Origin of the sequence: Sporosarcina newyorkensis (assembly GCF_900167515.1) — a bacterium.
GTDB classification, from domain to species: Bacteria; Bacillota; Bacilli; order Bacillales_A; family Planococcaceae; genus Sporosarcina; species Sporosarcina newyorkensis.
Window position 1 is genome coordinate 252005 of the sequence record NZ_FUYJ01000001.1, and the last position, 26230, is coordinate 278234.

Sequence of the window (26230 nt, forward strand, 5' to 3'; positions counted from 1 at the left end):
GTTGGCGCAGCAATAAAAAGACTCCGCGATTATTCTGCAGAGTCCTCTTCTACATATTCGATAATATCGCCCACTTTACAACTCAGCGCCTTACATAACCGTTCCAATGTTTCATACTCTATTCCACTATTTACCCCGCGCAATATCTTTGAAATTCCGTTACGGTGCATACCGGCAGCCTCCGCAAGAGTTCCGATATTGTAGCCCTGTGCTTTCATTGTTTCCTTTAGTTTAATAACGATCATTGTTATTACCTCCCTTTAGTATCTACTACTAGTATAAACCATTGAACACTAAGGTGTGTAACAATTTTAGAAATATGTATAAAAACTATTGACAATGCACACTAAGGTGTTTATAGTAAGAATTAAGAAATGCACACTAAGGTGTTCAAAACTGAAATGAGGTGAAATAAATGAGACGCATTATAGTTGTAACCGAGGATTACAGCGACGGTCCGATATTGGGCTGGACGCGCCATGATGAAGGGTTTCTTATAAATCCACGATTAGTCTTGGATGCGGACGAAATGGATTTAGACTTTCTGCTGTTTGACGAGCCAATCGCGGACGATCAGCAGTCGGTTAATGCACGTGATGCCTTGCATTTTCAAGTCGACATATTTCAGGGGAACAGTGTAGAAGATATAGACATCGAAAAACTCGCGAATATGACAATCGCGCAGTTAGGCGAGTTCTTAACGGGAACATCAAAATAAAAATTATCGGGGGAATGGGTTATGCAAACGACAGAAATCGGATTTAGAAAGACAATCGTAGGATGGTACATCGTAGTTTTAATCGAAAACGGCGCAGAGTACAACGTTTCGCGCGAGCTATTCTTGGAGCTAACGGGCGCAAGCAAGCAGGCCCGCGCAGGCCGCACGGAAATCACCGGCGCGCAACTTGTTACGTTACTTACAGATCGCTGGACGCGCAGAATTCCGAAGCCAGCCGACGCGGTGGCCGTATGAAGGCTTGGCAGTTAGTGCCGTTTGACGATGCTGAATTAACGCCGGAAGAACAGGCGCAAGTAGCCGAATTTGAACGGATGCTCGACGAAATCAGTACGCAATAATTGCAAGACTGCCGTACTCTCACATCATTATAGCGGCAGTGAATACGGTGCGTGACGGATTGCGCCAACAATCTAATATACGTTAAATGAACCGGCGCCAAACGGTGACAGCCAATTACGAGGGAGTCGCGCCAACGGCTTCCTCTTTTATTTAAGGAGAGTGGACGATATGGAACGATCAGAGCGGCTTGAACGTACGTTGAATTACCTGAAAAGTGAGTTTTATGCGGCGGGTGCGGAATACAAGAAGACGCAAGAAGTAGCGTTGCTCCGCGAATTGCACGCATTGACGGGTGCAATCAACGAAATCGAGACATTTATGTTTGACCGACGCGTGACGGTTATCAGCGATTGCTTGGGCTAGGGGCGTTTGCGGACGCCTTCTTTTTGAGTTTAAATTCCGCGTTTCCGTTTTCTATACGATATAGATAGTAAGGGACGTATATTACAGTTGCGTTACAACATGCGTTTGAAGACTGTCTTTTGACCGTTTGGTCCGCCTATATAGGTGAGAAGGGTCCGCCTATCCTTTTTATTTAATATCGTAGCTATCAAATATAACTAAAGGAGTTGATCGTATATGCTAAACGCAGACAACCTTGCAACCGTCCGCACGTTCCACGGTCTAACGCAGCGTAAACTAGCCGCCCTGCTGGACGTATCACAGCCGTACATCGCGCAAGTAGAGGCAGGAGCACGACCGTTGACCGACAGCCTACGTAACAAAATTGCGGCAACGCTCGACCTGACAGCGGATAAGATGGCGCAGATCATGGCGATTGATTCGCAACGGCAGACGCTACTAAGGGCGTATAGTTCCGCAGACTTGCGTTAGTAGAACCGTGAAAGATTAAACCGTTGTCGTCAGGGCAAGCCCTTCCGACTGTCAGCGTGTTCCATTATTGCGCCATGTTTTAAGTAACAACGCAATAGAGTGAAGATACGTCCGACGGCTTTAGCCGGAGGTATGTTCTTGACCTTGTTCTTCATCTTTTATTACTAGGTATATATTGCGCCGAAGTTTAGAGAAAGAGATTGACTGATAAGATATACAAACGTCCGCCGTAAATCACTACGAACACAATATATAGAGTTAAAACCGCGTAGGTATCACGTTTTAATACAACATGTTGTGTTTGTAATGACGGAATCAGGGGGACGTCAAAGCAGTGTATTATTGGGTTTTCGGGACGTCAAAGCAGTGTATTATTTTTGGGAATGCGATACCTATGCGATTTGTATGCCGCAAAAGTAGTCGGAAACACGAAAACAAAAACTGGGGGGAATCGGAGAAATGACAGAATTGAAGACGAGGGAAACTTCTATTCTATCGGATGACTCGGACGATTGCGTTAAACATTGTGCTTGGTGCGGCGAGCTGTTTTTCGATAATACGAAGCCGAAGAATAAAAAGACGTGTTCCAAAGATTGCGGCGATTCGCTCCGCAAGCAAAAGCAACGGGATAAGTACGCGGCAGACACGGCACACATTCCGCGCAAGCCGACGCAATACGAAATCTATCAAATGAGCCACTCGGAATATCCGTTTTGGGAAACGCGCGTGATGCAGAACCTAGCGCAGAAACATGAATCGCTGCAACCGACAGATAAAGTCGAGCGAATTATCGGCAGAAGGCAGATCGACGAGCTGATCGGCGGACGACGCAAGAAGTCGGAAGTAATTTCGTATGACGGCGACGAGAAGGGAAGTCACGGCGTTTCCGTCCGTTTTGCGGAGCATGACGACAAAGAGCCTGGCGAAGTTACAACGTATAAGATGACTGCGGAAGAAATGGACAGGTATTTTGCGGAAACTTACAGGAAACGGCGGTGAAGGAGGTACTTTAAGCGGATATATGACGTAATGTCAACGTAAAAGGTTGTAAAGCACCCGTTTAGCTACCTATATAGACGCCGAAAGAGTACGGACAAGCGCCGTCATTTAGCTTACAGAAAGTAGTCATAGGTAGGAAAATGAAACGTGCGGAATCGCTTGCCAGTATGTACCGGGCAGGCTTATTTACGTTAGTTTAAATTATTCTCGGAGTTAAATACCTAAAAATACGCCTACCGACACCTATAAGGTGAGAGGGGTATTTTGAAATACCAATTCAAATTGCAATATGTGTCTAAAATGTGAATGAATATATTACAATTGTGTTACAAATGCATTTTAATACTCTTAAAAAGGGCGTTTAGCTACTAGGAGGGGTGAAGGGAAATGGACTTTATAACTGATTTAGTAAATCGCTATTGCTAAAAAGTCTTTTAGTTGGCTGTACATTATAGAGGAAACTTTACGGATTAGCCAAAAGGTATTTTAAAGTAACGTCCATACGGGCGGTCTTTTTATTTACTGCGTTGTATTAATAAAAAACCACAAGGAGGTATGAACGATGCAACTAACGCCTGAAATCATTCGCATTTGCCGAACGAACCTGAACATGACACAAGGGCACCTCGCCCGTAAAGTAGGTATTTCCGGCGCACTACTCGGAGCTATTGAACGTGATGAGCGTCACTTGACGTCTTCGATAGCTGAAAGGGTACGCGCAGCCTTTCCAGTTGATGACGATGCCATTGCGAAAATCGTAGAGGCTTATGCCCGATTAAACAATAAAATGGGGGAATGATGATATGACTAGGCAGATAGACAGAATCCAAGAACAACAACATTGGATGGGCTTACATCCACGGATAAAACGCGGAGTAATGGCTGCAAAAGAGAATATGACGGTCATTGACGGCAAGGCGTTTGACCAATCCGGCAGAGATATAACGCACATGGTCGATGTAGTCGTAAAAACGACGGAAAAGCAAGCTCGCGGCCTAGAAGTAGTGGACGGTTTGACCGCACTCGAAAAGGAAAACGGCGGCTTCGTCTTTGCCTTCTTCAAACAATCGCGCACAATCGAGGAACGCTTTCCTTCATTAACACAGCAGGATATTGCGCGCCTTATGTATATCGGTACATTTGTCGCGTGGAAGACTGGACGCCTGCAATCGGAAAACGGCAAGGCGATCATCGACCGTGAAAAGCTGGAAAGCCTCGTAGAAATGTCGCGCAGACGGTTCAATGAGTTGTTTCGCCGATACGAAGCTGAGGGTATTTTGCGCGAGGATAAGGAAACGGGAGAAATCTTTGTGAATCCGACGGTATTCTTCCGTGGTCATATTAAGGGCAGTGGATTAGACGTCAGCCACTTGCAATATACGCGCATGTTTAGGACAACGGTACGCGATTTATATGCGAAATTCAAGGGTAGAACGCTAGGGCAGTTGGCGATAATCTATTCCGTGATGCCGTTTCTGAATTTTAATACGAATATCGTCTGTTATAACCCGAAGGAAACAATCGAGGAAATGTTGCGTCCTATGCCACTCAATAAATTGGCGACATTATTAGGCTACGATGATCCAGCTAAGTTAAAACGCGCGTTAAATGCCGTCAAAGTTGACGACAAGCCCGTATTTACTTATGTCACAAACGCACACGACCGCAGGAAGCAGAATATTATCATTAATCCACGCGTTATTTATGCGGGAGACGGTAAGGGATTAGGCGCGATCACAGCGTTATTTAACTAAGAAGCATACTAATCAGGGCATCATGTCAGCGCCAGTTCCGGCGGTGGCTTATTTATAATGCGCAAAAAACAGAAGGGGATTGATATTAATGGAGAAATCGAACAGACAAAAGAATCGCAAGCCACGCCGCCGCTTTTTGCCAGGTGAAACGGATTGACCAACGTATATTACAACGCACGCACGCGGCAGATATACGTGGACAAGCCCGGCGGCAAAACGATAACAATCGACTTGCCCGCGGAATTAGATGCCGTAGAGATTGCGTATACAGTTCAGTCGGATACTATGCGCGCTGTAATTGAGGCGCTGACAGGCGGTGCAGACGATGAACATTAAGGCTATAAACCGAGTCGATGCCGATATGCGCGCCATTGAAAACCGCAGAAGGGTAGCCGCAGCAGAAGCGGAAAGGCTGGCGCAGATACGCGCGGAGAAAGCCGAGCAGAAGGCGGAAGAAGAGCGAATTGAGCGCGAGCGTCCATTTAATGAAGAAGTGGCGCGCCGTTTAGCAGAATACAAAAGCAAATAAAAAGGGGATAACCAATTATGACAAACTTTGAAAAAATGAAAGCTGCACAAGCGAAAATGTACGAAATCAAACAAAGCACTACTGACGTAGCGCTGGAATACAAAACTGCGTTCGCGGAGAAACAAAGCGATTTGACATATGATCGCACACTTTCTCCTCACGGCCGTTTGCAAAAACTCGAGGATTTTAAAAAGGAGCAGGGCGCAAAATTTATCAAGCAAGCTGCGGCAATGCGTGCGGAATACGATAAAGCTGCAATCGAAGCGCAAGTAGCTGCTGAATTGTTTTTAAACGAGGACGCTAACAAGCCGAACGAACTGGCCGTACAGACGTTCAATCGAAAGCTATCCGAATTTGAAACGCAATTACTACTGGCGTCCGATCCCAAAAAAGCAATGACGCTAGTTAAGTCATTTGTCGAGGAAACGCAAGACCCGTACTTTGCCGCGCAGCTAAAAGGTGAACTGCCTAGTATCATCCGTGAAGTAACAGCGCTGGCCGGATCAGAAGCCCCGCTATTTAAGCCCCAACTTACAAGAGTCGCGGAAGAACTGAACACTAAGGCGACGGCAGGCGGCTACCGTGAGGCGCAGGAAGAACTGGACGCGGGCAGCAGGTTGGGGAGCGATATCTGGTTCCGAGCGGGTACGCAATTAAATACCGTTCAACAGGCCGTCGGCAGTGAGTTCTCGCAATTCGCCAATAATCCGACGGATTACGTCGGAAAAGGAGAGGATTAATATGCGAATCAGCTACGACCCACTACTCATTATAGGCGATCAGCACATTATCGACCATGCAGCCAGCCGGCAAGCGCGTGAACTAGAGCCGGTTGTATCCGTGTACACAGTAGACGAGCCAACACTGCAACGCCTGTTTAATGCGGCGGACGGCAGCCCCGACTATTTCACGGCGGCGCGTTATGCCAAGTTTAAGGAGCGTTTCGTTGAAAAATACGGTTAAGAGATAACCGCGTTCGCACCACGGCGGGACTGGAAATCTGCGCAGTGGGAGCGGCAAGCATTTCCCCTTTTTGAGAGAGCGCCTTGTCAGCGTTCTCTTTTTATGTGTAAAAAACGAAAGCAGGCGATTATTTATGCAAATTAAATACGATCCAATCACGATTACAGGCGACGATACAGTTATTGCAAGAGCGGCAGAACTAGGCGTTCATGCGAGCGAGACTGATATTGAAGGCTTGCGCGTCGATGCTGATACGTTGTCTAAGTTGTTTCTCGTAGCCGAGCGCAAAGGTGACGACAAGACGGCACTGGCGCAGTATATCGCGATGAAACAGGCATTTATTGCCAGCAATTAAGACGGCCCATTGCGGCTGTCTTTTTATTTACGGAAAAATAACGGAAAGTAGGCGAAGAAATGACGCTTAAAAAGTTTTTAGACGAGGCAAACCGCTTAATAATCTCGCAATTGGACAAGCCCCGCATTAAAAAGACGCGCATACAGCACCTTGAAAACTATCGCGCGAAGCTTGAAACATTGGACGAGCCGGCGAAGACGCTCGCCCTAACGTTCCTCGACGATATGGTTGCATTCGCTCACGCGGTAAATAGCGGCAACAGTGACGAGGCTGAACGCCGTGCGGGTGAAATTAAGGCGACGCTGGCCGAAATTGACGAGTCGGTGAAGACCTATCGCACTTGACCTCGTAGCAAGATTACGGCTAGACGATCAACTTAGTGCGCGAATGGGGCGCGTCAATTCGCATATGACACGCTTACAAAGCGTTACCGAACGCACGTCGGGCAGTATGAAGCGTTTTACGTCTTCCTTTGCGGGACTTGCAGGCGCTATCGGAGCAACGGCGGCACTAGCGGGTTCAATGATGTTAGTTAAAAACTCGATAGGCAGCGCGTTCGACCGGATTGATACGATGGAGCGATTCGAGCGCACTATGACAACTATGCTCGGCACGTCCGAAAAGGCGAAAGCCGCGCTGAAAGGATTGAGCGCAGTCGTTGACGGCACGGCGTACGGCCTCGACACAGCGGCTCGCTCCGTACAGAACTTCGTATCTCGCGGCATTGAAGTTAAGAAGGCGACTAAGTGGTTTGAAGCGATGGGCGACGCGGTTGCATTCTACGGAGACGGCTCAAACGAGCAGTTAGAAGGCGTTTCATCGGCGATGTCCAAAATGCTAAGTTCCGGAAAAGTGTCTATGCAGCAGATGGAAACGCTGTACATCGCCGGTATTGACGGGCCGGGCATATACGCAAAAGCCGTCGGCAAGTCTACCACGGAAGTTCAGAAAGCGTTATCCAGCGGCAAGGTATCGGCGGAAGAGTTCTTTGATGTCGTTACGACGGCGATGATGGAAGGCACGAACGGCACTCAAAAGATCGCAGGAACGGCAAAACAGGCGGGCGCAACGTGGGCGGGCGCTATTGCTAACATGAAATTCGCAGTAGTGCGAGGTGTTACGGCTATAATTACGTCGCTTGACGAGATGCTCGCAAACAATGGGCTACCGTCCTTGCGCGATATGGTAACTGCGTTCGGTAAAAAGTTTGAGAGCGTATTGAAGGGCGCAGCCGCCGCAATTCAGCCGTTTATTGATAAAGTGAAATCTATCTACGAAACGTTGAAACCGTATGCGTCGATATTCAAAGAGATTGCGATTGCGGTTGGCATCTTCGTTGGTGCCATGTTCGGGGTTAGCGCTACGCTGGGCGTAATCAGTGCGGTAGCGGGCGCACTCGCGTTCTTGTCGGGACCGGTCGGTCTTGTCGTACTTGCGATTACGGGACTTGCGTTGACAATCCGAGCTTTCTATAAGTATAGCGAACCATTCCGCGGTGCAGTTGATGGCATTGTCGGCGCGGTCAAGGGATTATTTCAGATGTTCGCGGGCAATAGTGCGGACGCATTCAAGACGTTCCTCGAAGCGGGCTTAAGCATGGAGCAAATCGGCAAGCTACAGCGGTTTAAGGTGGCGTTCTCTAAGACGATAGACGACGTAAAAGAAGCGTTCGACCGTCTCCGTCAGATGAAGCCATATCAAATCGCGACGTTGATTGGATTCTCACCTGACGCAATTAGCGGTATTACGAAGAACGTCGAGAGTCTGAAAAAGGCGTTCAGCGGCGTTGGTGACGGCGTGAAGCAGATTGCAGACGCAGCACAGCCGGCGGTAGAGTCGCTTATGGGAATGTTCGGAAGTATCGGCGATACGTTTATGTCGTTCATCGAGGGCATACAGCCGGGCATTGCGACGTTGATAGATAGGTTTAGCAGTTTCGGCGCGACCCTTGTAGACGTGTTCGTGTCGTTGTGGGGCTTGCTAGGGCCGATTTTTAGCGGAATTGCTACGGCATTCGGCATTATCGGGGATGCGGCGACTATCGTCTTTACGAATGTCGTAGTGCCGGCGATTGATCTTGTAATCTGGGCGTTTCAGACGTTGTGGAACGTAGCCGGTCCGCTTCTCGAATTACTGGGCGCGGCGATTGAACTGGCGTTTACTATGCTTAAAATTATGTGGGACACGGTCATATCTCCATTCGTCGGATTTTTAACGGGTGAATTTGCGTCTGCAGTAGAAAAGACAACGGGCACAGTCGATTCAATCGGAGCGGCGTTTGAGTTCGTCGGCGGCATCATCAGCACGGTCGCGGGCTACGTCAAAGACTTTGCGGGCGCCTTGGCCAACGTAAAAATACCGGACTGGATCGGCAGTATCGGCGGTAAGTTAAAAGGCGCGGCCGGCGCAGTTAATAGCTTTCTGGGCATCGGCGGCCCGGCAAAGTCGCATTATCACGGACTAGACCGCGTGCCTTATGACGGATACATGGCTCGACTGCATAAGGGTGAAACCGTCCTTACACGACAGGAAGCCGACGCCTATGCGGGTATAGACTACAAGTCATCATACGGCAATTCGTACGACAACCGCTCATACGACTACACCACCGTCAACCAAACAGAAAGCAGCGGCGGCAAAGGCGGCATCTACATCGCTAAACTAGCAGACGAAATTGTTGTGCGCGAAGAAGCGGATGTTGACCGGATCGCCAACGAAATGGTTAAGAAGATAATAGCAGCAACAGGGGCGGGTGCGTAATGCAGAGAAGAATTGGACTTGAAGGTAACACTTATTCGAAATTCACCCAATTGATTCGCGAAGTCGGCTACTCAAAGCCGGTTAATATCGAGATCGCGACCGTCATCGATGGCGAGCCGAATGTCCGCATTAAACTCGACCATGACGGTTTGGAACTCGAAAAAGAAGAACTCATTATTGCGAAGCACCTGACACAGCATGAGCGCAATAGTCAGATCGAGTGCGCAACTATCGACGGATCAACTAAGCCTGGCGGTACCGGCCCACATACGCACGGCTATGAAACTATTACAATGCGCGACGCTAAGATCACGGTAGATTCGTTGTTGGTGCCGGGAACGCGCGTCCTTGTTGCGTGTCTTGAAGAGGATATGGTCTACGTCGTGCTGGACGAAGCAGTTTGGTTTTAATTAGGCGGTGGGCTACGTGCCTGCCGTTTATAATATAGAAGGGAGACGAATTTATGAGGTCTATTGAAGAAATGCGCGCAGTAGTAGCGAAGAGTAAGCAAGAGGATATCGACCGCGGCTATTGTGCCATGCGTCAACCTACTGCGCCCGCACCGTTTACGCGCGACTTGTTGGAGATTACGCTGAAAGAAGCTAGACCGTTCTTTACGCGACTGGCAAAGTTGATTCTTGACTCGGACGAGATTCCGCATATGGATAGTGATAAGTTGCAAGAGTGGCTCGTTGATTTTCAAATAGCCGGCATGTCTAAGGAATCTACCGTAAACTGGCGGGCGAGGAGATACGAAGCGGTATTGCATCACGTCTTGCGGAATCACAAACAACCGTGGAGCGCAGCTACGGTATTACACTTACTATACGAGGCGCTAAAAGACCGCGACTGGATCAGCTTATATGACGTGGACCCGGCAGAATTAGACTATGATTTTGACGAAGAATATGCGAAAGCAAAGGGGTTGTATGATAGATGGCAAACGTTACGCTTGCAGAACTTAAACGACGACTAAAACCGAAACAATTACTTGCGGCAGAACTACTCGTAGCCAACGAATTTGAAACGAAAGAATCCCGCAGAACATATGAAGCAATCGCGGAAGAGGTCGGCATTACGGCGCGCTGTCTTTACGAGTGGCGTCAAGACCCGGATTTCATTCGCTATTCGGCGGCAGTCAGCGATACGCGGCTCGACAGTTACCGCGCGCTTGCTGATGCGCAGCTTATTAAACTGATTAGCGGCACTTCAAACAACGGGCTGGCGTCGGTCAGGGGGCTTGAATTATTCTATAAATTGAATGGCAAGCTAGTTGAGAAGCGCGAAGTTGTTACGCATGATAAGGCGGCGGGGCAGCGTCTAAATGACGATGATTTGCGCAAAGGTATCGAGGAATTGAACGAAATGTTGGATTAATAAAGAAAAGGCGACCGTTTCCTTAACCGGAGGCGGTCGCCTTTTTGCTTTATATGGACGGACATATGCGTATGGAGGCGTTTTATTGAGGGCAAGCGCCTACCGCGAAACATCGCTGTCTTGATATACTTTGATCGACCTATCAAAAATACGTTTTGACCCTTCAAAAATTCGCCGTATCAAATTTTCACTTCGGATATTTAGCGCCAACGCGATATAAACATCCCCACTCCGTCCGCTACCGATTGCGCGCTGTCTTTTACTTCATCGTAAATATACGTCAGCAGGTGAGTCCACGTCAGGTCGTCTTCATACGGATTATTCTTTCGCAAATAACGCATGACCTTCCGCAATTCTTCCATTCGTCTCTCGTCGAGTTCGCGCCGCAAGTAATCCCGCACATAGTCGTTCAGAAACTCGCTATTCCGTATCGACGCGTCAAGCAATAACGCCGTCGCCCGTGTCGGTGATACGTCCAGCGCGTAAGCAAGCGCAGAAATGCCCTCGTAGTCATGCGCATGAAACCGGATTGAAATGCGCTCCGTCTTGCCTGCGGCCACTTTGCGTTGTAAGGAAGGCCGGCTAAGATCGCCCATATACAGCGTATTTCCTAAACGGATTTCGCGCCGGAATGATTGCGCCAAGTATTCGACCACCTTGCGTGACTTCATGCCGCTAATACATATCGCCTCGCCAACGTCTTTTACCGGCGTGTCCGTAATGTAAGATAGTCGGTGGATCGTGTCCTTTAAAACAATCGAAATAGTTGGCCCAACATGCCGCTTTTTATCGCTACGTTGTTTCCGCGTAGCCTTGCGTGTACTGCCCTGCCCTGCTGACATATTACCGCCCCTTCTTCGGATTATTCCTGCCAAAGTGTGTCCGTGTGGCAGACTTAACTCTACGATATGGGCGATAGGGGAGTAGTATGCGGCGCAATGTATAAGATTAAAGCCAGCCGTCCATACTGCGAGTAACATAGTTTTGGAGGCGTTATATATGACGAAGCAAACGAAAAAGGAACAGGCACGCGAGGAAGCGGCGCGCATAATGGAACATGGACGCAAAATAGGCTTGCCGTCGAAGCCACGGAAACGGAAATAATGCCTACGGTTTAACCGTCGTTAAACGAGGTTTGAGGAATGTTTAACCGTTGTTTAACGGATTCTCCGAAATTGATTGCAAACGTAATAATTAAGGCGACCTACTCGATCTAGTTACGGTTAGGTCGCCTTTTTTCATTTGATCGAAAACGGCAGAGAACAACGTTTATATAAGTGGATTTGAATTGAGTTTCATATCACTTAAACCTCACCGCACCTCTACTTTTTTTAGTCGGGTTTAATAATGATTCAGTTGGCGACACCCTGTCGTGAACTTCTTGTAAATCTGATTGAATATAGTTTACGTAGCGTTGTGTCATAGAAATATCAGTATGGCCGAGTATTTTCATTAATGCGAATGCGTCACCGCCATTACGCAAAAATTTAACTGCGAAATAATGACGAAACGTGTGAGGGCTTACGCGGCCTCTAAAAGTTATGCCTGACCTTTTTTCGTACAATTTAAGCATCTTTTGAAAATTCTCGCCGTAATACTTATCCCCATATTGTGAGAGAAAAACGTACTCTTCACTATTTTCATCATCTAGACCGACATACTCAAAAAGTTTTCTCAATAATTCCGATGTGGTTTTACTTATTGGTATTGTTCTCGCTCTGCGCCCTTTGGCAATTTCTGCGCGAATGTGAATTTGGCGATATATTAAACTAATATCAAAACGTTTTAAAGATGTCATTTCCGTAACACGCATCCCCGTGTCTATGACTAATATCATTAATACATAATCACGAAAACCGGTATATGTGCGCTGATTTGGTGAATTCAGTAATATTTTCACCTCTTCGTCAGTAAATATCTCAAAGGTATGTTCATCTTCTTTTTGCGTACTGACCTCATGAGCGGGATTGTACGACGCTAAACGCTTCTTCACAGCCCAATTATAAAATACACGTAAAATACGAATTGAGTTATTTACTGTTCGCGCAGATACTCCGACCTGTTCAGAGATATTCGTGGGGTGGTCATCCCATTTTACTTTTTCAAACGTCATGTACTGCACATAATCGCGAACGCAGGTTGCTTCGATACCTTGGAGTTCGCGTTCTTTGCAAAATTCCGCGAAATGATCCAACACTTGCTTGTACGTTTTAATAGTTTTAGGACTCCTTTTCTGTAATCTCTTTTCATCAAGAAACTGGACGGCTGTTCTTTCGAAATTAAAATTCCGATCAATAGTCGAATCTTTCTTATTTAGGAAATCGAATTTCCTCATTTTTTTTCATCCTCTCTATAGCAATTAATTTTGCGCAATTTGTGCGATGAATTGCCGCTGAATTGCCGAAAGTTTGTCGGAATTACACGTATAGAAACGCGGTTTTAGCCCGCCTTATGAACGTTTACCCGCGAAGCCAACAGTGAATTCATTGCAATGATTGCTGACAAAATCCGTCTGGAGCATATGGTGAGCTAAAACATTGAAATGATAGCGCTTTAATTGGTTGGTAAACTGAAATATTCACAGTAGTATACTGCACTTCAATAGTGAAGCCATAGTCTTATACTTAAAAAGCTGATGAATAGTTACATTCATTGGTTTTTTATGTTCAATGTGAGAAAGAGCAATAAAGACAAAAAGACTCTTCTATTGATAAGACGGGCCATGGGTGAATAGTCAGGTTGAAAATATTTTATTAGAATAAAGATTATGTGAGTGAGTGGAAATGCTTATTTGCAAATAGTTCAAGCAGAAAGACCTTTCCCCCGGTCTGTTAATCTTCTATACTAAGGGAGAGTAGGGGAGGGATTTTGTTGTTAGTAGAAAATGAACATTTTATCCTTTTTGAAGAAAATAATAAAGTCATCATGAGAACAAAAAAAGAAGGCTTTCCTATCAAGTCCTTAGATACAGTAACATCTGGTTTCCCGAGATTGAAATTGCACTCATTCAAAGAATTAATGAAAGCGCTACAAAATGAAGGAGATCATGAAATAGGGCTTTATGCCGCTCCTTGTGAGTTGTATATTTCTCCTAGTAAAATGAAAGTCGAACTGCATATTTATGCGACAAAAGAAGAATTTGCAGAAGGTAAAGAGCATTTCTTGCTTCAGGCAGAAGAACTATTAAAGCAAAATGGAGTGGTATATCAATCTGAACAACTCCGTACAATCCCTTTTGTTCCCGGCAATCCAATGACGGCTGCTGTCGGTCAAGAACCTGTAAAAGGGCAAGATGCCGTTGTCCGCTATATCGAAATGCCGGATCGTAAGCCAATTATCCGGGATGATGGCTCGGCTGATCATTATGAATTAAACTTTGTTACCTCCATTGCGAAGGGTGATTGGATAGGAGAGAAAGAACTTGCACAAGAAGGCATCCCTGGATTCAATGTATTCGGAGAAGTGATTGCCGCTAAAAAAGGCGAAGATGTGAAGTTGTTCTATGATCGCAAGTCCGTCGGCGAGTTTGAAGAGGACGGGAAAGTGATTCTTCGTGCTCTGCACGGCGGGGCATTGGAACAGACGAACGGCGTAATCGGGGTAGGCAAGCAGCTGATTATACCGGACGATGTCGGGACAAAGACAGGATCCATTACATTTGATGGTTCTGTCCAAATCTATGGAACTGTTTTGGCGGGTTTTTCCGTGAATGCGACCGGTGATATTTCAATCGAGGGCAAAGAGGGGATCGCAAACGCTAAAGAAATCCGTTCAGAAGATGGGGATGTCTATATTAAAGGCGGTGTGTTTGGAGCAGGAGAAACGGTTATCGAAGCGAAAAATAACGTATACGTCAAACATGCAAACAACTGCAAAATTTATGGCAAGCAAGTGAATATCGGATTGTATTCATTAGGCTCTGAAATATACGCCGATCACATCAGCATCGACCCTCATAAAGGAAAAGTGATTGGGGGTATTACGGAAGCACTATTTTCGATTGAATGTGCGTTTGCAGGGAATACACACGAACGATTGACAAAACTCACTGTAAAAGGTGTCAATAAAGAGATGGAACTGGAAGAGATTCAGAGATTGGCCGAGCAATTGAAGAACGAACATGAAGATTTAAAGAAAATAGAGCTTACTTTGAAGAAGATGGAAGGGGCCAGGGCAAGTTTGACTGGTGAACAACTCAACATGTTGGAGAAGATGAAAACGACCATGCAAGCAAAACAACAACAGATCATGGATCTAGATCAAATGATCAAAACAAAATTGCTGCTCGTACAAACAGCAAGCTCTCCAAAGATCAACATAACGAAAGAAGCTTATCCTGGAGTGAACATCCAAATTGGAAAGATTTCTACGATGTTGAATCGTGTCACAAAAGGGGTTTTTGAACTAACTAGCGAAGGAGTATTGAATGTCTAAAAGTCAGGTGTTTGCACATCGAGGTGCATCTGGGAGTCATTTCGAGAATACGATGAGTGCTTTTCAGGCAGCAGCAAAAAAGGGAGCAGACGGCATTGAATTGGATGTTCAGCAAACAAAGGATGGACAATTGGTCGTCATTCATGATGATAATCTGCTGCGCCTGGCAGGGATTGATCAGCAGGTTGATAACTTAACCGCAGAAGAGCTGGGGCAGATCAGGATAGGGAAAGGTGGAAGTAGATTTCTTTTCGGGCACCCTATCCCGATTTTATTTGACGTAATTTCTTTTTGTCAGCAAAACGGCCTATCGTTAAATATCGAGCTGAAGGAAACTGTCTATGGGCAGCCAGCTGTCATCGAACGAATTTTGCATTATATCGAGGGAGTACCAGATGTTCATATATCCTCTTTTGACTATCCAACGCTGCAGCTGGTCAGACAACAAGACCCTTCTGTGGAAACGGCCCTGCTTTTGAAGAAAGCAACAGTGGATTGGGAGTGCTTACCTGCATATGATGTGGATGCTTTCCATTTCCATAAGCGTTTATGGAAAGAACCTTATCTGACGCCTTTGTTGGAAAGTCAGAAGACGCTGCGAATGTATGGCGTGACGGGCAAGGAGTCGTTCTTAAGTCAGTCGCCCCAAATAGAGGGATGGATCACTGATTACCCTGCGCGTGTTCAGAGAAAAATAAAAGGATCAAGGTAGTTGAAATACCTTGATCCTTTTATTTCATGTCTTTTTTAAATCGGTCAGCCACTCTGCCGTTTCTCCGATCGCGTCGCAGCAAAAATCCTGCAAAGAATCCTAACCCTGCTGCGAATAATAGAAAACCGCCTAAAAACTGCAGCCAGATGAATGGAAATGGCTGAAAAAGTTGCCCGAACAAAGAATCACGCATTAATTTAATACCGAGCGCTGCTGCAATTCCTGGAATTAAAAGAACGATAAACGCAGCTAGACGTGCCATAAGATTCAACCCCTTATCCTATTTAATTTTACCGTGTAAGGATGGATTGTCAAGGCTTGCGGCATCATGTAGGATGGAGATATAGACATTGTGTTAACAAGCATGAAAAGTATATTGATATTTGTCAAAGTTGCTTTCTTGCGGTAAGAAATCTAAAATTAATTACATACAAATACTATTTTACTAACTTGGAGGGATATACGAATGGAAATGTTTACTTACATGGAAGATCACGACTACGAACAATTGGTGCTTTGCTATGATAAAACATCTGGATTGAAGGCGGTCATCGCGATTCACGACACAACACTTGGGCCTGCATTAGGCGGTGCGCGTATGTGGACTTATGAGAGCGAAGAAGCAGCGATTGAAGATGCGTTACGTCTAGCAAAAGGAATGACATACAAAAACGCGGCGGCCGGTCTAAATCTAGGTGGCGGAAAAACGGTCATTATCGGCGATCCGAAAAAAGATAAAAATGATGAATTATTCCGTGCGCTAGGACGCTACATCGAAGGTTTGAATGGTCGGTACATTACAGCTGAAGACGTAGGAACTACTGAATTCGATATGGACTTGATTCACTTGGAAACAGACTATGTAACAGGCATTTCCTCCGGTCAAGGCACTTCAGGGAATCCATCTCCGGTCACGGCTCTTGGGATTTACAAAGGGATGAAAGCTGCTGCCAAAGAAGCTTTTGGCGATGATTCATTGAAAGGCAAAACGGTTGCGGTCCAAGGTGTCGGAAATGTAGCGTATACTTTATGTGAGTATTTACATAATGAAGGTGCTCATCTGATCGTTGCTGATATAAATAAGCAAGCAGTTCAACGCGCAGTAGAAGCATTCGATGCAAAGGCTGTCGAGACGGATGAAATCTATTCTCAGGAAGCAGATATCTTCGCTCCATGTGCACTAGGCGCCGTCATCAATGATGAAACGATCCCGCAATTTAAAGTGAAAGTGATCGCTGGATCAGCCAATAACCAATTGAAAGCACCAGAGCATGGAGATCGCCTGCATGAAATGGGAATCGTTTACGCACCGGATTATGTCATTAATTCTGGCGGCGTCATCAACGTGGCAGACGAACTCATAGGATACAATAAAGAACGCGCATTGAAGCGTGTCGAAGGAATTTACGATACAATCGCCAAGATCTTTGAAATTTCAAAAAGAGACAGCATTCCTTCCTATCAGGCTGCCGATCGTTTAGCAGAAGAACGGATCGCAAGAGTGGGCGCAACGAGAAACACCTTCTTGCGCAACGAAAAGAACATTCTTTCAAATAAAAAATAAATAGTACTACCTAAGTAAAGGAAGCGGCAGACAGCTAGTAAACTGTATGCCGCTGAAATTGCGTGCTTTCTTTACAGTAGGACATTCAAAACATAGATGGAAGGGGTCCTATAATTTGAGCAATGAATACGATTTAGTGATCTTAGGCGGCGGAACTGGCGGGTACGTGGCAGCCATCCGTGCAGCCCAGCTCGGCTTAAAAACAGCCATCGTGGAAAAATCAAAGCTAGGCGGAACGTGCTTGCATAATGGATGCATTCCAAGCAAGGCGATGCTGAAAAGTGCAGAAGTATACCGCCTTGCTCGTGAAGAAGCGGACGAATTTGGTGTCAAAACAGGTGAGGTCTCGTTAGATTTCCCTCAAGTGCAAAAAAGAAAGAATAAAATCGTGGATCAATTACATGCAGGCATCCAAAGTTTAATGAAAAAGGGAAAAATTGACGTCTTTCAAGGAAAGGGAAGAATCCTTGGAGCTTCCATTTTCTCTCCTATGCCTGGAACCATTTCAGTAGAGATGGACAATGGTCAAGAAAATGAAATTTTATTATTAAAGAATTTAATCATAGCGACCGGGTCAAAACCGAAAACGCTGCCTGGACTGGACATTGACGAACAACAAGTGTTGACTTCAGACGGTGCACTTGCAATGAAGGCCCTCCCAGCTTCGATTACAATCATAGGCGGTGGAGTGATTGGTATTGAATGGGCATCCATGCTGAATGATTTTGGTGTCAAAGTAACAGTTCTTGATCGTTTGAAGCAGATTTTAGCTACTGAGGATCGCGAAGTGGCGCTAACTGTACAAAAAGCATTAGAAAAGCGTGGCGTCACATTTGCATTAGGGGCCGATATCAAGACCGACACTCTCCAGAAAAGCACGGATAGCGTGACGATCTCTTATAAAATAGGGGAAGACGTACAGTCGGTCAGCAGTGAAAAACTGCTTGTTTCTGTTGGACGGTCACCGGTCACAGATGACATCGGGCTTCAGAACACGGATATTCAGGTAGAGAATGGGTTTATTCAGACTGCCAAAACCTATCAAACGAAAGATCAGCATATTTATGCGATCGGCGATGTCATCGGTGGCCTTCAATTAGCGCATGTCGCGGAGCATGAAGGACTATTTGCTGTCGATCATATCGCGGGGATCACGCGAGATTCGATCGATTATGAGTTGGTACCTAGATGTGTCTACTCATTTCCTGAAACAGCTGCTGTAGGTTTGACTGAACAGCAGGCAAAGAACAGCGGCTTAGCAGTGAAAATCGGTAAATTCCCGTTCAAAGCGAATGGAAAAGCTTTGGTAAATGGACATTCGGATGGATTTGTCAAAATTATAGTGGATCAACAATCCAATGATATTTTAGGTGTTCATATGGTAGGTCCGCATGTCACGGACCTCATTTCTGAAGCGGGGCTCGCCATGGTGCTGAATGCGATACCTTGGGAAGTTTCCACGACCATTCATCCCCATCCAACACTGTCAGAAGCATTCAGTGAAGCGGCACTAGCTGTAGAAGGACTCGCCATTCATATGTAAAGGGGGAAGCGAAATGAACAATCGGCACATTGAATTAGGATTGACAGATGAAGCGGTTTTACAAATGTACGAGACCATGTTAATGGCTCGTCGCTTGGATGAACGGATGTGGTTGTTGAATCGTTCAGGAAAAATCCCATTTGTCATCTCGTGTCAAGGGCAGGAAGCGGCTCAAGTTGGCGCTGCATTTGCGTTGAATCATGAGAAAGACTGGATTGCACCTTATTATCGGGACATGGGTGTAGTCTTGCATTTTGGTATGACACCTAAAGAGTTGATGTTGTCAGCTTTTGCAAAAGCCGAAGATCCAAACTCGGGTGGTCGACAAATGCCAGGTCATTTCGGCCAGCGTAAAAATAGGATTTTAACAGGTTCATCTCCTGTTACGACTCAATTACCGCATGCAGTTGGAGTGGCGCTTGCGGCTAAAATGAATAAAGAAGATTTCATCACTTTTGTGACGCTAGGCGAAGGTTCATCGAATCAAGGAGATTTCCATGAAGGGATGAACTTTGCAGGAGTCCATAAATTGCCGACTGTAGTGATGGTCGAAAACAATAAATATGCCATTTCTGTTCCAGCCAGTAAACAACTTGCTTGTGAACATGTTTCGGATCGCGCAGTAGGCTATGGCATGCCTGGCGTAACGATTGACGGTACGGACCCTCTGAATGTCTATGAAGCAGTTAAAAAAGCGGCAGACCGCGCAAGAAGCGGAGAGGGACCAACATTGGTAGAAGCGGTGTGTTATCGTCTGACAGCACATTCATCTGATGATGATCAACGCCTGTACAGAGATGCGGAAGAATTGGAAAACGAAAAGAAGTTGGATCCGTTACTGACATTTATCCATTACTTACAAGAAGCAAATGTATTGACCGAGGAAAAGCACAATGAAATAGAAGAACGGGTCAACCAAATTGTAGATGAGGCCACGGAATATGCGGAATTGGCTCCTTACGCAAAACCTGAACATGCATTGCGCTATGTGTATGATGAAAAGGGAGGCGAAGCCTAATGACCGTTCGTTCATTTATAGATGCCATCAACTTAGCGATGAAAGAAGAAATGGAACGTGATGATCAGGTATTCGTACTAGGGGAAGATGTCGGACGAAAAGGCGGTGTATTTAAAGCGACGACCGGACTCTACGATCAGTTTGGAGAATATCGTTCTCTTGATACGCCTCTTGCGGAATCGGCAATTGCTGGTGTTGCGATTGGTGCAGCGATGTATGGGATGCGTCCAATTGCGGAAATGCAATTTGCAGATTTCATCATGCCTGCAGTCAATCAAATCGTTTCTGAAGCGGCAAAGATTCGTTATCGTTCGAACAATGATTGGTCTTGCCCAGTCGTGATACGAGCTCCATTCGGCGGTGGAGTGCACGGTGCGCTCTATCACTCGCAATCGGTTGAATCGATGTTCGCCTCGACGCCGGGGTTGAAAATCGTCATCCCATCCACGCCTTATGACGCCAAGGGACTGTTGAAAGCAGCTGTGCGGGATGAAGATCCAGTGCTATTCTTTGAACATAAGCGGGCTTATCGTTTAATCAAAGGGGAAGTTCCGGATGAAGATTATGTTCTTCCAATCGGCAAGGCAGATTGTAAACGTGAGGGGGATGATCTTACCATCATCACCTATGGTCTGTGTGTCCATTTTGCTTTGCAAGCAGCAGAACGATTGGCGGAAGACGGCATTTCAGCCCATATCCTGGATTTGCGTACTGTCTATCCGTTAGACCGTGAAGCGATCATCGAAGCAGCTTCGAAGACGGGGAAAGTGTTGCTAGTGACGGAAGATAATCTCGAAGGCAGCATCATGAGCGAGGTTTCCGCTATCATTGCCGAACATTGCCTATTCGAACTGGATGCTCCGATTAAACGGTTAGCAGCACCTGATGTACCTGCCATGCCTTATGCACCTTCTATGGAGAAGTTCTTCATGATGAATCCGGAAAAAGTAGAGCAGGCGGCGAGGGAATTAGCAGAATTCTAGTTTAAGGAGGCGTGTGTTATGGGGATTGAAAAAATTACCATGCCACAGCTCGGTGAGAGTGTGACAGAAGGTACGATTGAAAAGTGGTTAGTCGGAGTCGGTGATACGGTTAGCAAATATGATGCATTAGCGGAAGTTACAACGGATAAAGTGACAGCCGAAATTCCATCTTCATTTGCTGGTAAAATCACTGAAATTGTCGCACAAGAAGGCGAGACGATAGAAGTTGGCGAAACGGTTTGTCTGATTGAAGCAGAAGAGACCGGGCAAAAACCAGTTGTCGAAGCATCTGTTCAAAAAAATGTCCAGCCAGCTGAAGATCAAAGAGCAGAACAGCCGAAAGAGAAACAACCTGCGAAACCAGCAGCTATAGGGAAAGCGGCTGGAAGATATTCGCCTGCTGTCTTAAAACTGTCGCAAGAACACGATATTGATCTGAAGCAAGTGGTAGGAACAGGTCGTGAAGGCAGAATTACGAGGAAAGATATTCTAGCGTTCATTGATGGCGGAGGAAATTCCGCGTATGAACAGCCGGAAGTTCCTTCCAAACAAGAACAGCCGGCACAGCAAGAATTAGCTTCTTCTAACGATAGACAGTCCGGAATTGAGCAAGACATTACACCAACTATTCAACTCGAAAATGGGGATATCGAGATTCCTGTGACGAGTGTCCGACGTGCTATCGCCAAAAATATGGTTCGTTCAGTAACGGAAGCTCCGCACGCATGGATGATGTTGGAAGTAGATGTAACAGACCTGGTATTGTTGCGAGAAAATGTGAAAGCTGAATTTAAAGAAAAAGAAGGCTTTAATTTAACCTACTTTGCATTCTTCATCAAAGCTGTTTCCCAGGCATTGAAGGAATTCCCTGCCGTTAATTCTATGTGGGCAGGGGATAAGATCATCATGAAAAAAGATGTCAATATCTCGATTGCTGTAGCGACAGATGATGCTTTGTATGTACCGGTCATCAAACAAACAGATGAAAAAACGATCAAGGCACTTGCGCGTGATATACATGAACTGGCAGGGAAAGTCCGCAACGGCAAATTGCAGACGAAAGACATGCAAGGCGGCACATTCACCGTTAACAACACAGGTTCGTTCGGTTCTGTACAGTCTATGGGGATTATAAATTACCCTCAGGCCGCTATTTTGCAAGTGGAGACGATCGTTAAGCGGCCAGTTGTCATGAATAATGGGATGGTAGCTGTGCGTGATATCGTCAATTTATGCTTATCTTTAGATCATCGTGTATTGGATGGTTTAGTATGCGGTCGTTTCCTGGCACGCATAAAAGAGTTATTGGAAAATATGTCAAAAGAAACGACATCACTTTATTGAGAAAAAACAACTTTCAGTCTAACACCTGAAGGTTGTTTTTTAGGAATGATTTAGAAGATCAGGAGAAAACTTCTGATTTTTCTCTTTCTTCATATAGCTCTCTACGGTACACTAGAAATATAGATGGTTTAAAAGAGGGAAGGAGCACCATTATGCCTATACATAAAATGAAAACATTCACATTTACAGCACCTTCTTACGAAGACTGGGAACATGCTGCTGTGCAATCATTAAAAGGGAAACCTTTTGAATCGCTACGTACAAAGACGGCAGAAGGAATTGATTTGATGCCCCTGTACACGAAAGAGCATCTGGATCAGCAAAAGGTTTCACGCGTTACGAAGCCTCATTTTGGATGGACGATCGCGCAACCTGTCAGTGCAGAAAATGGGCAGCAGTTTCTGTTGAATTTAAAAGAATCATTGGAAAGAGGCAACCAAGCTATCGTTTACAATGGTTTAACGCCTCTGTCCTGGCGTGAGCAGGATTTGCGGGAGTTGGCGGAGTTGCTGACGAAATATCCGATTCTTTTTACAGAGATTGAAAAAGAGGATCCTATTTTGCAAGCCTTTACATTTGTGGACTTACAGGATCGTGGAAATGTAAAGGGTATCTTTACTAGCAGCATCGGCGTTTTGCCAGAAGGATTTTCTGAAATCAAGACGAAAGGGGCAGATCTCTGGTTAGCGCATCATGAAGGAGCCGATGCGGTTACGGAACTAGCTGTAAGTCTGGCTATTGCCGCTGAACTTGCCGAAGAAGCTGCGACTTTTGAAGAATTTACAAATGGATTTTATGCCCGTTTTGCTACAGATACGCATTTCTTTATGGAAATTGCGAAATTCCGTGCTTTCCGTGTGTTATGGAAATTATTTAATGAAGCGTACGGAGTCGAAGATCCGAAGCAAGTCCCATTACTTGCGATTACTTCCTTGCGCTCTTATTCGAAACTCGACCCATACGTTAATTTATTGCGTGGCGGGAATTCCGCGTTCGCTGCTGTTCTTGGAGGAGCGGATTGGTTGACGGTGCTTCCGCATGACGTGCTGACAGGCACTTCGTCCAGCTCGAATCGCTATGCGCGGAATATCCAGTTGATATTGAAGGAAGAGACGCATATCGATCAAGTACTCGACCCTGCAGGTGGTTCGTATTTTATCGAGACATTGACAGCGGACTTGATTCGCAAAGCGTGGAACAAATTTTTAGCGATAGAAGAGAGCGGCGGCTATCAATCATTTTTGCAGTCTGGCGAACTTAGTGTGTTGTATGCGAATCGGCAAAAAGAGACAGCTAGCGGTAAAAAGTCACTGATCGGAACGAATGTCTATGCGGAATTGACCGAGGCGAATTTTGATCATTCCCCGGCTATTGCGGTTTCCAAACGCTTGGCTGAGCCATTTGAAAATCTACGTGCGAGCCGAAAAGAGGAACTGCCTAAGACCGTTTTACTGAACTTTGGTGCGTTGAAAGATTATAAGCCTCGTGCGGACTTTGTCAGTGGATTTCTGGCAGTTGGAGGAATCGAAGCGATATGGAGCCCTTCTTTTGATTCAATCGACCAAGCGCTCGTTTGGATTCAAAAAGAACGGCCGGATTACGCAGTGATTTGCGCACCCCCAACACAAGTAGAAGATATAGTTGCAGACTTCTTGAAAGAAAAATCAGCCGAATGCATCGTCGATGTTGCTGGAAAATATGATCAAAAAGTTTCCGGTCAGTGGATTGCAAATGGATTGCATGGCTTCATTTTTGCCGGTCAAGATAAAATAGCTAAGCTAAATGAAATTGCAGACATCAAGAAAGGAGGTCATTCAGTTGAGTAAACCAAATTTTCGTAAAGTGGATCTTGAACGATCATTGAATGAGCTGTCACAACAGACGCAGTCTAAAGAAGCTTTTACGACCAATGAAGGAATTGCTGTATCGCCGGTTTATACTTCAAAAGACATTAAATCAACGGAACATTTATCCGATTATCCTGGAATCGCACCGAATACACGCGGTCCCTATCCAACGATGTATGTGGCACGGCCATGGACGGTTAGACAATATGCGGGCTTCTCGACTGCTGAAGAGAGTAATGCTTTTTATCGCCGAAATCTCGCAATGGGACAGAAAGGATTATCTGTCGCTTTTGACTTGGCAACCCACCGAGGTTACGACTCCGACCACCCGCGTGTAACAGGTGATGTGGGAAAAGCAGGTGTTGCGATTGATTCAATTGAAGATATGAAGATTTTGTTTGACGGAATCCCGCTTGATCAAATGTCTGTCTCGATGACAATGAACGGCGCAGTCTTACCGATAATGGCATTTTATATCGTAGCGGCAGAGGAGCAAGGCGTCTCTCCTGAAAAACTGTCAGGAACTATCCAAAATGATATTTTAAAGGAATACATGGTGCGGAACACGTATATTTTCCCACCAGCCATGTCCATGCGGATTATCGCAGATATATTCGCTTATACTTCCCAAAACATGCCGAAGTTTAACTCCATCTCTATTTCAGGCTATCATATGCAGGAAGCCGGAGCGACAGCGGATATTGAACTTGCTTATACGCTCGCGGATGGTCTCGAATATGTCCGTACCGGATTGCAGGCAGGAATTGACATTGATTCCTTTGCTCCGCGATTGTCATTTTTCTGGGCGATCGGTATGAACTACTTCATGGAAATAGCGAAAATGAGAGCGGCACGCAAAATTTGGGCGCAGATGATGCAGTCGTTTGATCCGAAAAACCCGAAAACGCTTGCTTTGCGTACTCATTCACAAACTTCCGGTTGGAGTTTGACAGAGCAAGATCCATTCAATAACGTCACACGTACGCTAGTGGAAGCAAATGCAGCAGCGATGGGCCATACTCAGTCCTTACATACGAATGCGCTGGACGAAGCAATTGCATTGCCGACAGACTTCTCTGCACGAATCGCACGGAATACTCAATTGTTCTTGCAAGAAGAGACGATGATGACAAAAGTAATCGATCCGTGGGGCGGCTCCTATTATGTAGAGAAATTGACGGAAGAATTGATGGAGAAAGCTTGGGACTTAATAGAGGAAATCGAGTCGTTAGGCGGCATGGCAGAAGCAATCGAGACAGGGTTGCCGAAAATGAAGATTGAAGAAGCGGCTGCGAAACGCCAAGCTAAAATTGATTCGCGTGCAGAAACAATCGTAGGCGTAAATAAATACCGACTCGATACGGAAGATGCAATCGATATTTTAGATATCGACAATACGCTTGTGCGCCAAAAGCAAATAGACCGCATTAACGAGATGAAAGAGAATCGTAATGAACAAGATGTCCAAGCTGCACTGTCGGCGCTTAAGCAATCTGCTGAAAGTGGAGAAGGCAACTTGCTGGCATTGGCAGTCGATGCAGCGAGGGCGCGTGCGACAATCGGTGAAATTTCAGATGCAATTGAATCTGTATCGGGCAGACATAAGGCGGTGATCCGTTCAGTGAGTGGTGTATACAGTTCCAACTTCTCCAATGAAGAAGAGATTCAGGAAGTTAAAGACATGACAGACGAGTTTCTTGAAAATGAAGGGCGCCGTCCGCGGATCTTGATTGCCAAAATGGGGCAGGATGGACATGACCGCGGAGCGAAAGTAATTGCATCTTCATTTGCAGATTTAGGATTCGACGTGGATATCGGACCCTTATTTCAGACTCCGGAAGAAACCGCGCTGCAGGCAGCAGAAAACGATGTTCACGTGATCGGAGTTAGTTCGCTGGCGGCAGGTCATAAGACATTGGTGCCGACATTGCGGGAAGAGTTGAAGAAAATCGGGCGCGAAGATATTTTAGTCGTCGTCGGTGGGGTAATACCTGCGCAAGATTATGATTTCTTGCGTAAGAATGGCGCTTCCGCAATCTTTGGGCCGGGTACGGTGATTCCGGTGGCGGCTCAAAAAGTAATTGAGGAAATCTACCGACAGTTAGGTTATGAGGAAGTGATGGATTGACGAACAGG

General features: G+C 45.8%; 30 protein-coding genes. 26 read left to right on the plus strand and 4 right to left on the minus strand.

Annotated elements, in window-relative coordinates; translation table 11 throughout:
- Positions 1-29: 29 nt before the first annotated feature.
- Entirely contained in the window at positions 30-245 is a 216-nt protein-coding gene (locus B5D59_RS01350; RefSeq protein WP_078816564.1) for a helix-turn-helix domain-containing protein, read from the minus strand.
- Positions 246-415: 170 nt separating this feature from the next.
- Between B5D59_RS01350 and B5D59_RS01355 the strand changes: the two genes are divergently transcribed.
- From B5D59_RS01355 to B5D59_RS01435, 17 genes are all read left to right on the plus strand, one after another.
- The gene (locus tag B5D59_RS01355) at positions 416-718 is read left to right on the plus strand and encodes a hypothetical protein (protein WP_078816565.1); all 303 of its coding nucleotides are present in this window, start codon (positions 416-418) and stop codon (positions 716-718) included.
- Between the two features lie 21 nt (positions 719-739).
- Positions 740-973, plus strand: coding sequence for a hypothetical protein (locus B5D59_RS01360; RefSeq protein WP_078816566.1), 234 nt, complete (start codon positions 740-742; stop codon positions 971-973).
- Between the two features lie 273 nt (positions 974-1246).
- Positions 1247-1441, plus strand: coding sequence for a hypothetical protein (locus B5D59_RS01365; RefSeq protein ID WP_078816567.1), 195 nt, complete (start codon positions 1247-1249; stop codon positions 1439-1441).
- A 216-nt stretch (positions 1442-1657) separates the two neighbouring features.
- Positions 1658-1912 (plus strand): helix-turn-helix domain-containing protein, encoded by a 255-nt coding sequence (locus tag B5D59_RS01370; RefSeq protein WP_078816568.1) that lies wholly within the window; start codon positions 1658-1660, stop codon positions 1910-1912.
- A 459-nt stretch (positions 1913-2371) separates the two neighbouring features.
- Positions 2372-2911 (plus strand): hypothetical protein, encoded by a 540-nt coding sequence (locus tag B5D59_RS01375; protein ID WP_078816569.1) that lies wholly within the window; start codon positions 2372-2374, stop codon positions 2909-2911.
- Between the two features lie 562 nt (positions 2912-3473).
- The gene (locus B5D59_RS01380; RefSeq protein ID WP_078816570.1) at positions 3474-3710 is read left to right on the plus strand and encodes a helix-turn-helix transcriptional regulator; all 237 of its coding nucleotides are present in this window, start codon (positions 3474-3476) and stop codon (positions 3708-3710) included.
- A gap of 4 nt (positions 3711-3714) precedes the next feature.
- Positions 3715-4665, plus strand: a complete 951-nt coding sequence (locus B5D59_RS01385; protein ID WP_078816571.1) for a hypothetical protein — start codon at positions 3715-3717, stop codon at positions 4663-4665.
- Between the two features lie 153 nt (positions 4666-4818).
- On the plus strand, positions 4819-5001 hold the full coding sequence (locus B5D59_RS01390) for a hypothetical protein (RefSeq protein ID WP_078816572.1): 183 nt from the start codon (positions 4819-4821) through the stop codon (positions 4999-5001).
- Positions 4991-5194: a hypothetical protein gene (locus B5D59_RS01395; RefSeq protein WP_078816573.1), complete on the plus strand. Its 204-nt coding sequence runs from the start codon at positions 4991-4993 to the stop codon at positions 5192-5194. The genes B5D59_RS01390 and B5D59_RS01395 overlap by 11 nt, the downstream gene beginning before the upstream one ends.
- Before the next feature lie 17 nt (positions 5195-5211).
- A complete protein-coding gene (locus tag B5D59_RS01400; RefSeq protein ID WP_078816574.1) occupies positions 5212-5934 on the plus strand; it encodes a hypothetical protein in 723 nt (240 codons plus the stop codon).
- A gap of 1 nt (position 5935) precedes the next feature.
- Positions 5936-6157 carry a hypothetical protein gene (locus B5D59_RS01405; protein ID WP_078816575.1) on the plus strand — a complete coding sequence of 74 codons (222 nt, stop codon included), beginning with the start codon at positions 5936-5938 and terminating at the stop codon, positions 6155-6157.
- Between the two features lie 133 nt (positions 6158-6290).
- Positions 6291-6512, plus strand: coding sequence for a hypothetical protein (locus tag B5D59_RS01410; protein WP_078816576.1), 222 nt, complete (start codon positions 6291-6293; stop codon positions 6510-6512).
- Positions 6513-6571: 59 nt separating this feature from the next.
- Positions 6572-6856: a hypothetical protein gene (locus B5D59_RS01415; RefSeq protein WP_078816577.1), complete on the plus strand. Its 285-nt coding sequence runs from the start codon at positions 6572-6574 to the stop codon at positions 6854-6856.
- 181 nt (positions 6857-7037) lie between these two features.
- Positions 7038-9272 (plus strand): tape measure protein, encoded by a 2235-nt coding sequence (locus B5D59_RS01420; protein WP_176132469.1) that lies wholly within the window; start codon positions 7038-7040, stop codon positions 9270-9272.
- Entirely contained in the window at positions 9272-9682 is a 411-nt protein-coding gene (locus B5D59_RS01425; protein WP_078816579.1) for a DUF2577 family protein, read from the plus strand. The genes B5D59_RS01420 and B5D59_RS01425 overlap by 1 nt, the downstream gene beginning before the upstream one ends.
- Before the next feature lie 53 nt (positions 9683-9735).
- Entirely contained in the window at positions 9736-10248 is a 513-nt protein-coding gene (locus tag B5D59_RS01430; protein ID WP_078816580.1) for a hypothetical protein, read from the plus strand.
- Positions 10209-10649: a phBC6A51 family helix-turn-helix protein gene (locus B5D59_RS01435; RefSeq protein ID WP_078816581.1), complete on the plus strand. Its 441-nt coding sequence runs from the start codon at positions 10209-10211 to the stop codon at positions 10647-10649. The genes B5D59_RS01430 and B5D59_RS01435 overlap by 40 nt, the downstream gene beginning before the upstream one ends.
- A 200-nt stretch (positions 10650-10849) precedes the next feature.
- On the opposite strand, the gene B5D59_RS01440 is transcribed toward B5D59_RS01435, so the two are convergent.
- Both B5D59_RS01440 and B5D59_RS01445 read right to left on the minus strand, forming a co-directional pair.
- Entirely contained in the window at positions 10850-11491 is a 642-nt protein-coding gene (locus B5D59_RS01440) for a hypothetical protein (protein ID WP_078816582.1), read from the minus strand.
- Between the two features lie 458 nt (positions 11492-11949).
- Entirely contained in the window at positions 11950-12984 is a 1035-nt protein-coding gene (locus tag B5D59_RS01445) for a tyrosine-type recombinase/integrase (protein ID WP_078816583.1), read from the minus strand.
- Positions 12985-13520: 536 nt separating this feature from the next.
- Between B5D59_RS01445 and B5D59_RS01450 the strand changes: the two genes are divergently transcribed.
- Both B5D59_RS01450 and B5D59_RS01455 read left to right on the plus strand, forming a co-directional pair.
- Positions 13521-15083 carry a flagellar assembly protein A gene (locus B5D59_RS01450; protein ID WP_078816584.1) on the plus strand — a complete coding sequence of 521 codons (1563 nt, stop codon included), beginning with the start codon at positions 13521-13523 and terminating at the stop codon, positions 15081-15083.
- The gene (locus B5D59_RS01455; protein ID WP_078816585.1) at positions 15076-15795 is read left to right on the plus strand and encodes a glycerophosphodiester phosphodiesterase family protein; all 720 of its coding nucleotides are present in this window, start codon (positions 15076-15078) and stop codon (positions 15793-15795) included. The genes B5D59_RS01450 and B5D59_RS01455 overlap by 8 nt, the downstream gene beginning before the upstream one ends.
- Positions 15796-15814: 19 nt before the next feature.
- Here B5D59_RS01455 and B5D59_RS01460 read toward each other — a convergent pair whose 3' ends face one another.
- Complete coding sequence (locus B5D59_RS01460; protein WP_078816586.1) at positions 15815-16057, minus strand: DUF2627 domain-containing protein; 243 nt, start codon at positions 16055-16057, stop codon at positions 15815-15817.
- A gap of 204 nt (positions 16058-16261) precedes the next feature.
- Between B5D59_RS01460 and B5D59_RS01465 the strand changes: the two genes are divergently transcribed.
- The 7 genes from B5D59_RS01465 to scpA all read left to right on the plus strand — a co-directional run bounded on the left by B5D59_RS01465 (position 16262) and on the right by scpA (position 26222).
- The gene (locus tag B5D59_RS01465; protein ID WP_078816587.1) at positions 16262-17359 is read left to right on the plus strand and encodes a Leu/Phe/Val dehydrogenase; all 1098 of its coding nucleotides are present in this window, start codon (positions 16262-16264) and stop codon (positions 17357-17359) included.
- 115 nt (positions 17360-17474) lie between these two features.
- A complete protein-coding gene (gene lpdA, locus B5D59_RS01470) occupies positions 17475-18902 on the plus strand; it encodes a dihydrolipoyl dehydrogenase (protein ID WP_078816588.1) in 1428 nt (475 codons plus the stop codon).
- Positions 18903-18915: 13 nt separating this feature from the next.
- Positions 18916-19920, plus strand: coding sequence for a thiamine pyrophosphate-dependent dehydrogenase E1 component subunit alpha (locus B5D59_RS01475; protein ID WP_009496773.1), 1005 nt, complete (start codon positions 18916-18918; stop codon positions 19918-19920).
- Positions 19920-20903 carry an alpha-ketoacid dehydrogenase subunit beta gene (locus tag B5D59_RS01480; RefSeq protein ID WP_009496772.1) on the plus strand — a complete coding sequence of 328 codons (984 nt, stop codon included), beginning with the start codon at positions 19920-19922 and terminating at the stop codon, positions 20901-20903. Before B5D59_RS01475 ends, B5D59_RS01480 begins: the two co-directional genes overlap by 1 nt.
- Positions 20904-20921: 18 nt before the next feature.
- Positions 20922-22247, plus strand: coding sequence for a dihydrolipoamide acetyltransferase family protein (locus tag B5D59_RS01485; RefSeq protein WP_009496771.1), 1326 nt, complete (start codon positions 20922-20924; stop codon positions 22245-22247).
- 152 nt (positions 22248-22399) lie between these two features.
- Entirely contained in the window at positions 22400-24073 is a 1674-nt protein-coding gene (locus tag B5D59_RS01490) for a methylmalonyl-CoA mutase family protein (RefSeq protein WP_078816589.1), read from the plus strand.
- A complete protein-coding gene (gene scpA / locus B5D59_RS01495) occupies positions 24066-26222 on the plus strand; it encodes a methylmalonyl-CoA mutase (RefSeq protein WP_078816590.1) in 2157 nt (718 codons plus the stop codon). Before B5D59_RS01490 ends, scpA begins: the two co-directional genes overlap by 8 nt.
- Positions 26223-26230 lie beyond the last annotated feature (8 nt).

What these genes read in the sequence shown, in the direction of transcription:
- B5D59_RS01480 (WP_009496772.1), top strand. Translation starts at nt 19,920, where the DNA reads ATGACCGTTCGTTCATTTATAGATGCCATCAACTTAGCGATGAAAGAA.
- B5D59_RS01455 (WP_078816585.1), top strand. Translation starts at nt 15,076, where the DNA reads ATGTCTAAAAGTCAGGTGTTTGCACATCGAGGTGCATCTGGGAGTCAT.
- B5D59_RS01440 (WP_078816582.1), bottom strand. Translation starts at nt 11,491, where the DNA reads ATGTCAGCAGGGCAGGGCAGTACACGCAAGGCTACGCGGAAACAACGT.
- B5D59_RS01445 (WP_078816583.1), bottom strand. Translation starts at nt 12,984, where the DNA reads ATGAGGAAATTCGATTTCCTAAATAAGAAAGATTCGACTATTGATCGG.
- B5D59_RS01460 (WP_078816586.1), bottom strand. Translation starts at nt 16,057, where the DNA reads ATGGCACGTCTAGCTGCGTTTATCGTTCTTTTAATTCCAGGAATTGCA.
- B5D59_RS01400 (WP_078816574.1), top strand. Translation starts at nt 5,212, where the DNA reads ATGACAAACTTTGAAAAAATGAAAGCTGCACAAGCGAAAATGTACGAA.
- B5D59_RS01405 (WP_078816575.1), top strand. Translation starts at nt 5,936, where the DNA reads ATGCGAATCAGCTACGACCCACTACTCATTATAGGCGATCAGCACATT.
- B5D59_RS01420 (WP_176132469.1), top strand. Translation starts at nt 7,038, where the DNA reads ATGTTAGTTAAAAACTCGATAGGCAGCGCGTTCGACCGGATTGATACG.
- B5D59_RS01360 (WP_078816566.1), top strand. Translation starts at nt 740, where the DNA reads ATGCAAACGACAGAAATCGGATTTAGAAAGACAATCGTAGGATGGTAC.
- B5D59_RS01380 (WP_078816570.1), top strand. Translation starts at nt 3,474, where the DNA reads ATGCAACTAACGCCTGAAATCATTCGCATTTGCCGAACGAACCTGAAC.
- B5D59_RS01465 (WP_078816587.1), top strand. Translation starts at nt 16,262, where the DNA reads ATGGAAATGTTTACTTACATGGAAGATCACGACTACGAACAATTGGTG.
- B5D59_RS01370 (WP_078816568.1), top strand. Translation starts at nt 1,658, where the DNA reads ATGCTAAACGCAGACAACCTTGCAACCGTCCGCACGTTCCACGGTCTA.
- B5D59_RS01375 (WP_078816569.1), top strand. Translation starts at nt 2,372, where the DNA reads ATGACAGAATTGAAGACGAGGGAAACTTCTATTCTATCGGATGACTCG.
- B5D59_RS01385 (WP_078816571.1), top strand. Translation starts at nt 3,715, where the DNA reads ATGACTAGGCAGATAGACAGAATCCAAGAACAACAACATTGGATGGGC.
- B5D59_RS01430 (WP_078816580.1), top strand. Translation starts at nt 9,736, where the DNA reads ATGAGGTCTATTGAAGAAATGCGCGCAGTAGTAGCGAAGAGTAAGCAA.
- B5D59_RS01475 (WP_009496773.1), top strand. Translation starts at nt 18,916, where the DNA reads ATGAACAATCGGCACATTGAATTAGGATTGACAGATGAAGCGGTTTTA.
- B5D59_RS01425 (WP_078816579.1), top strand. Translation starts at nt 9,272, where the DNA reads ATGCAGAGAAGAATTGGACTTGAAGGTAACACTTATTCGAAATTCACC.
- B5D59_RS01395 (WP_078816573.1), top strand. Translation starts at nt 4,991, where the DNA reads ATGAACATTAAGGCTATAAACCGAGTCGATGCCGATATGCGCGCCATT.
- B5D59_RS01355 (WP_078816565.1), top strand. Translation starts at nt 416, where the DNA reads ATGAGACGCATTATAGTTGTAACCGAGGATTACAGCGACGGTCCGATA.
- B5D59_RS01350 (WP_078816564.1), bottom strand. Translation starts at nt 245, where the DNA reads ATGATCGTTATTAAACTAAAGGAAACAATGAAAGCACAGGGCTACAAT.
- B5D59_RS01485 (WP_009496771.1), top strand. Translation starts at nt 20,922, where the DNA reads ATGGGGATTGAAAAAATTACCATGCCACAGCTCGGTGAGAGTGTGACA.
- B5D59_RS01490 (WP_078816589.1), top strand. Translation starts at nt 22,400, where the DNA reads ATGCCTATACATAAAATGAAAACATTCACATTTACAGCACCTTCTTAC.
- B5D59_RS01435 (WP_078816581.1), top strand. Translation starts at nt 10,209, where the DNA reads ATGGCAAACGTTACGCTTGCAGAACTTAAACGACGACTAAAACCGAAA.
- B5D59_RS01410 (WP_078816576.1), top strand. Translation starts at nt 6,291, where the DNA reads ATGCAAATTAAATACGATCCAATCACGATTACAGGCGACGATACAGTT.
- B5D59_RS01365 (WP_078816567.1), top strand. Translation starts at nt 1,247, where the DNA reads ATGGAACGATCAGAGCGGCTTGAACGTACGTTGAATTACCTGAAAAGT.
- B5D59_RS01415 (WP_078816577.1), top strand. Translation starts at nt 6,572, where the DNA reads ATGACGCTTAAAAAGTTTTTAGACGAGGCAAACCGCTTAATAATCTCG.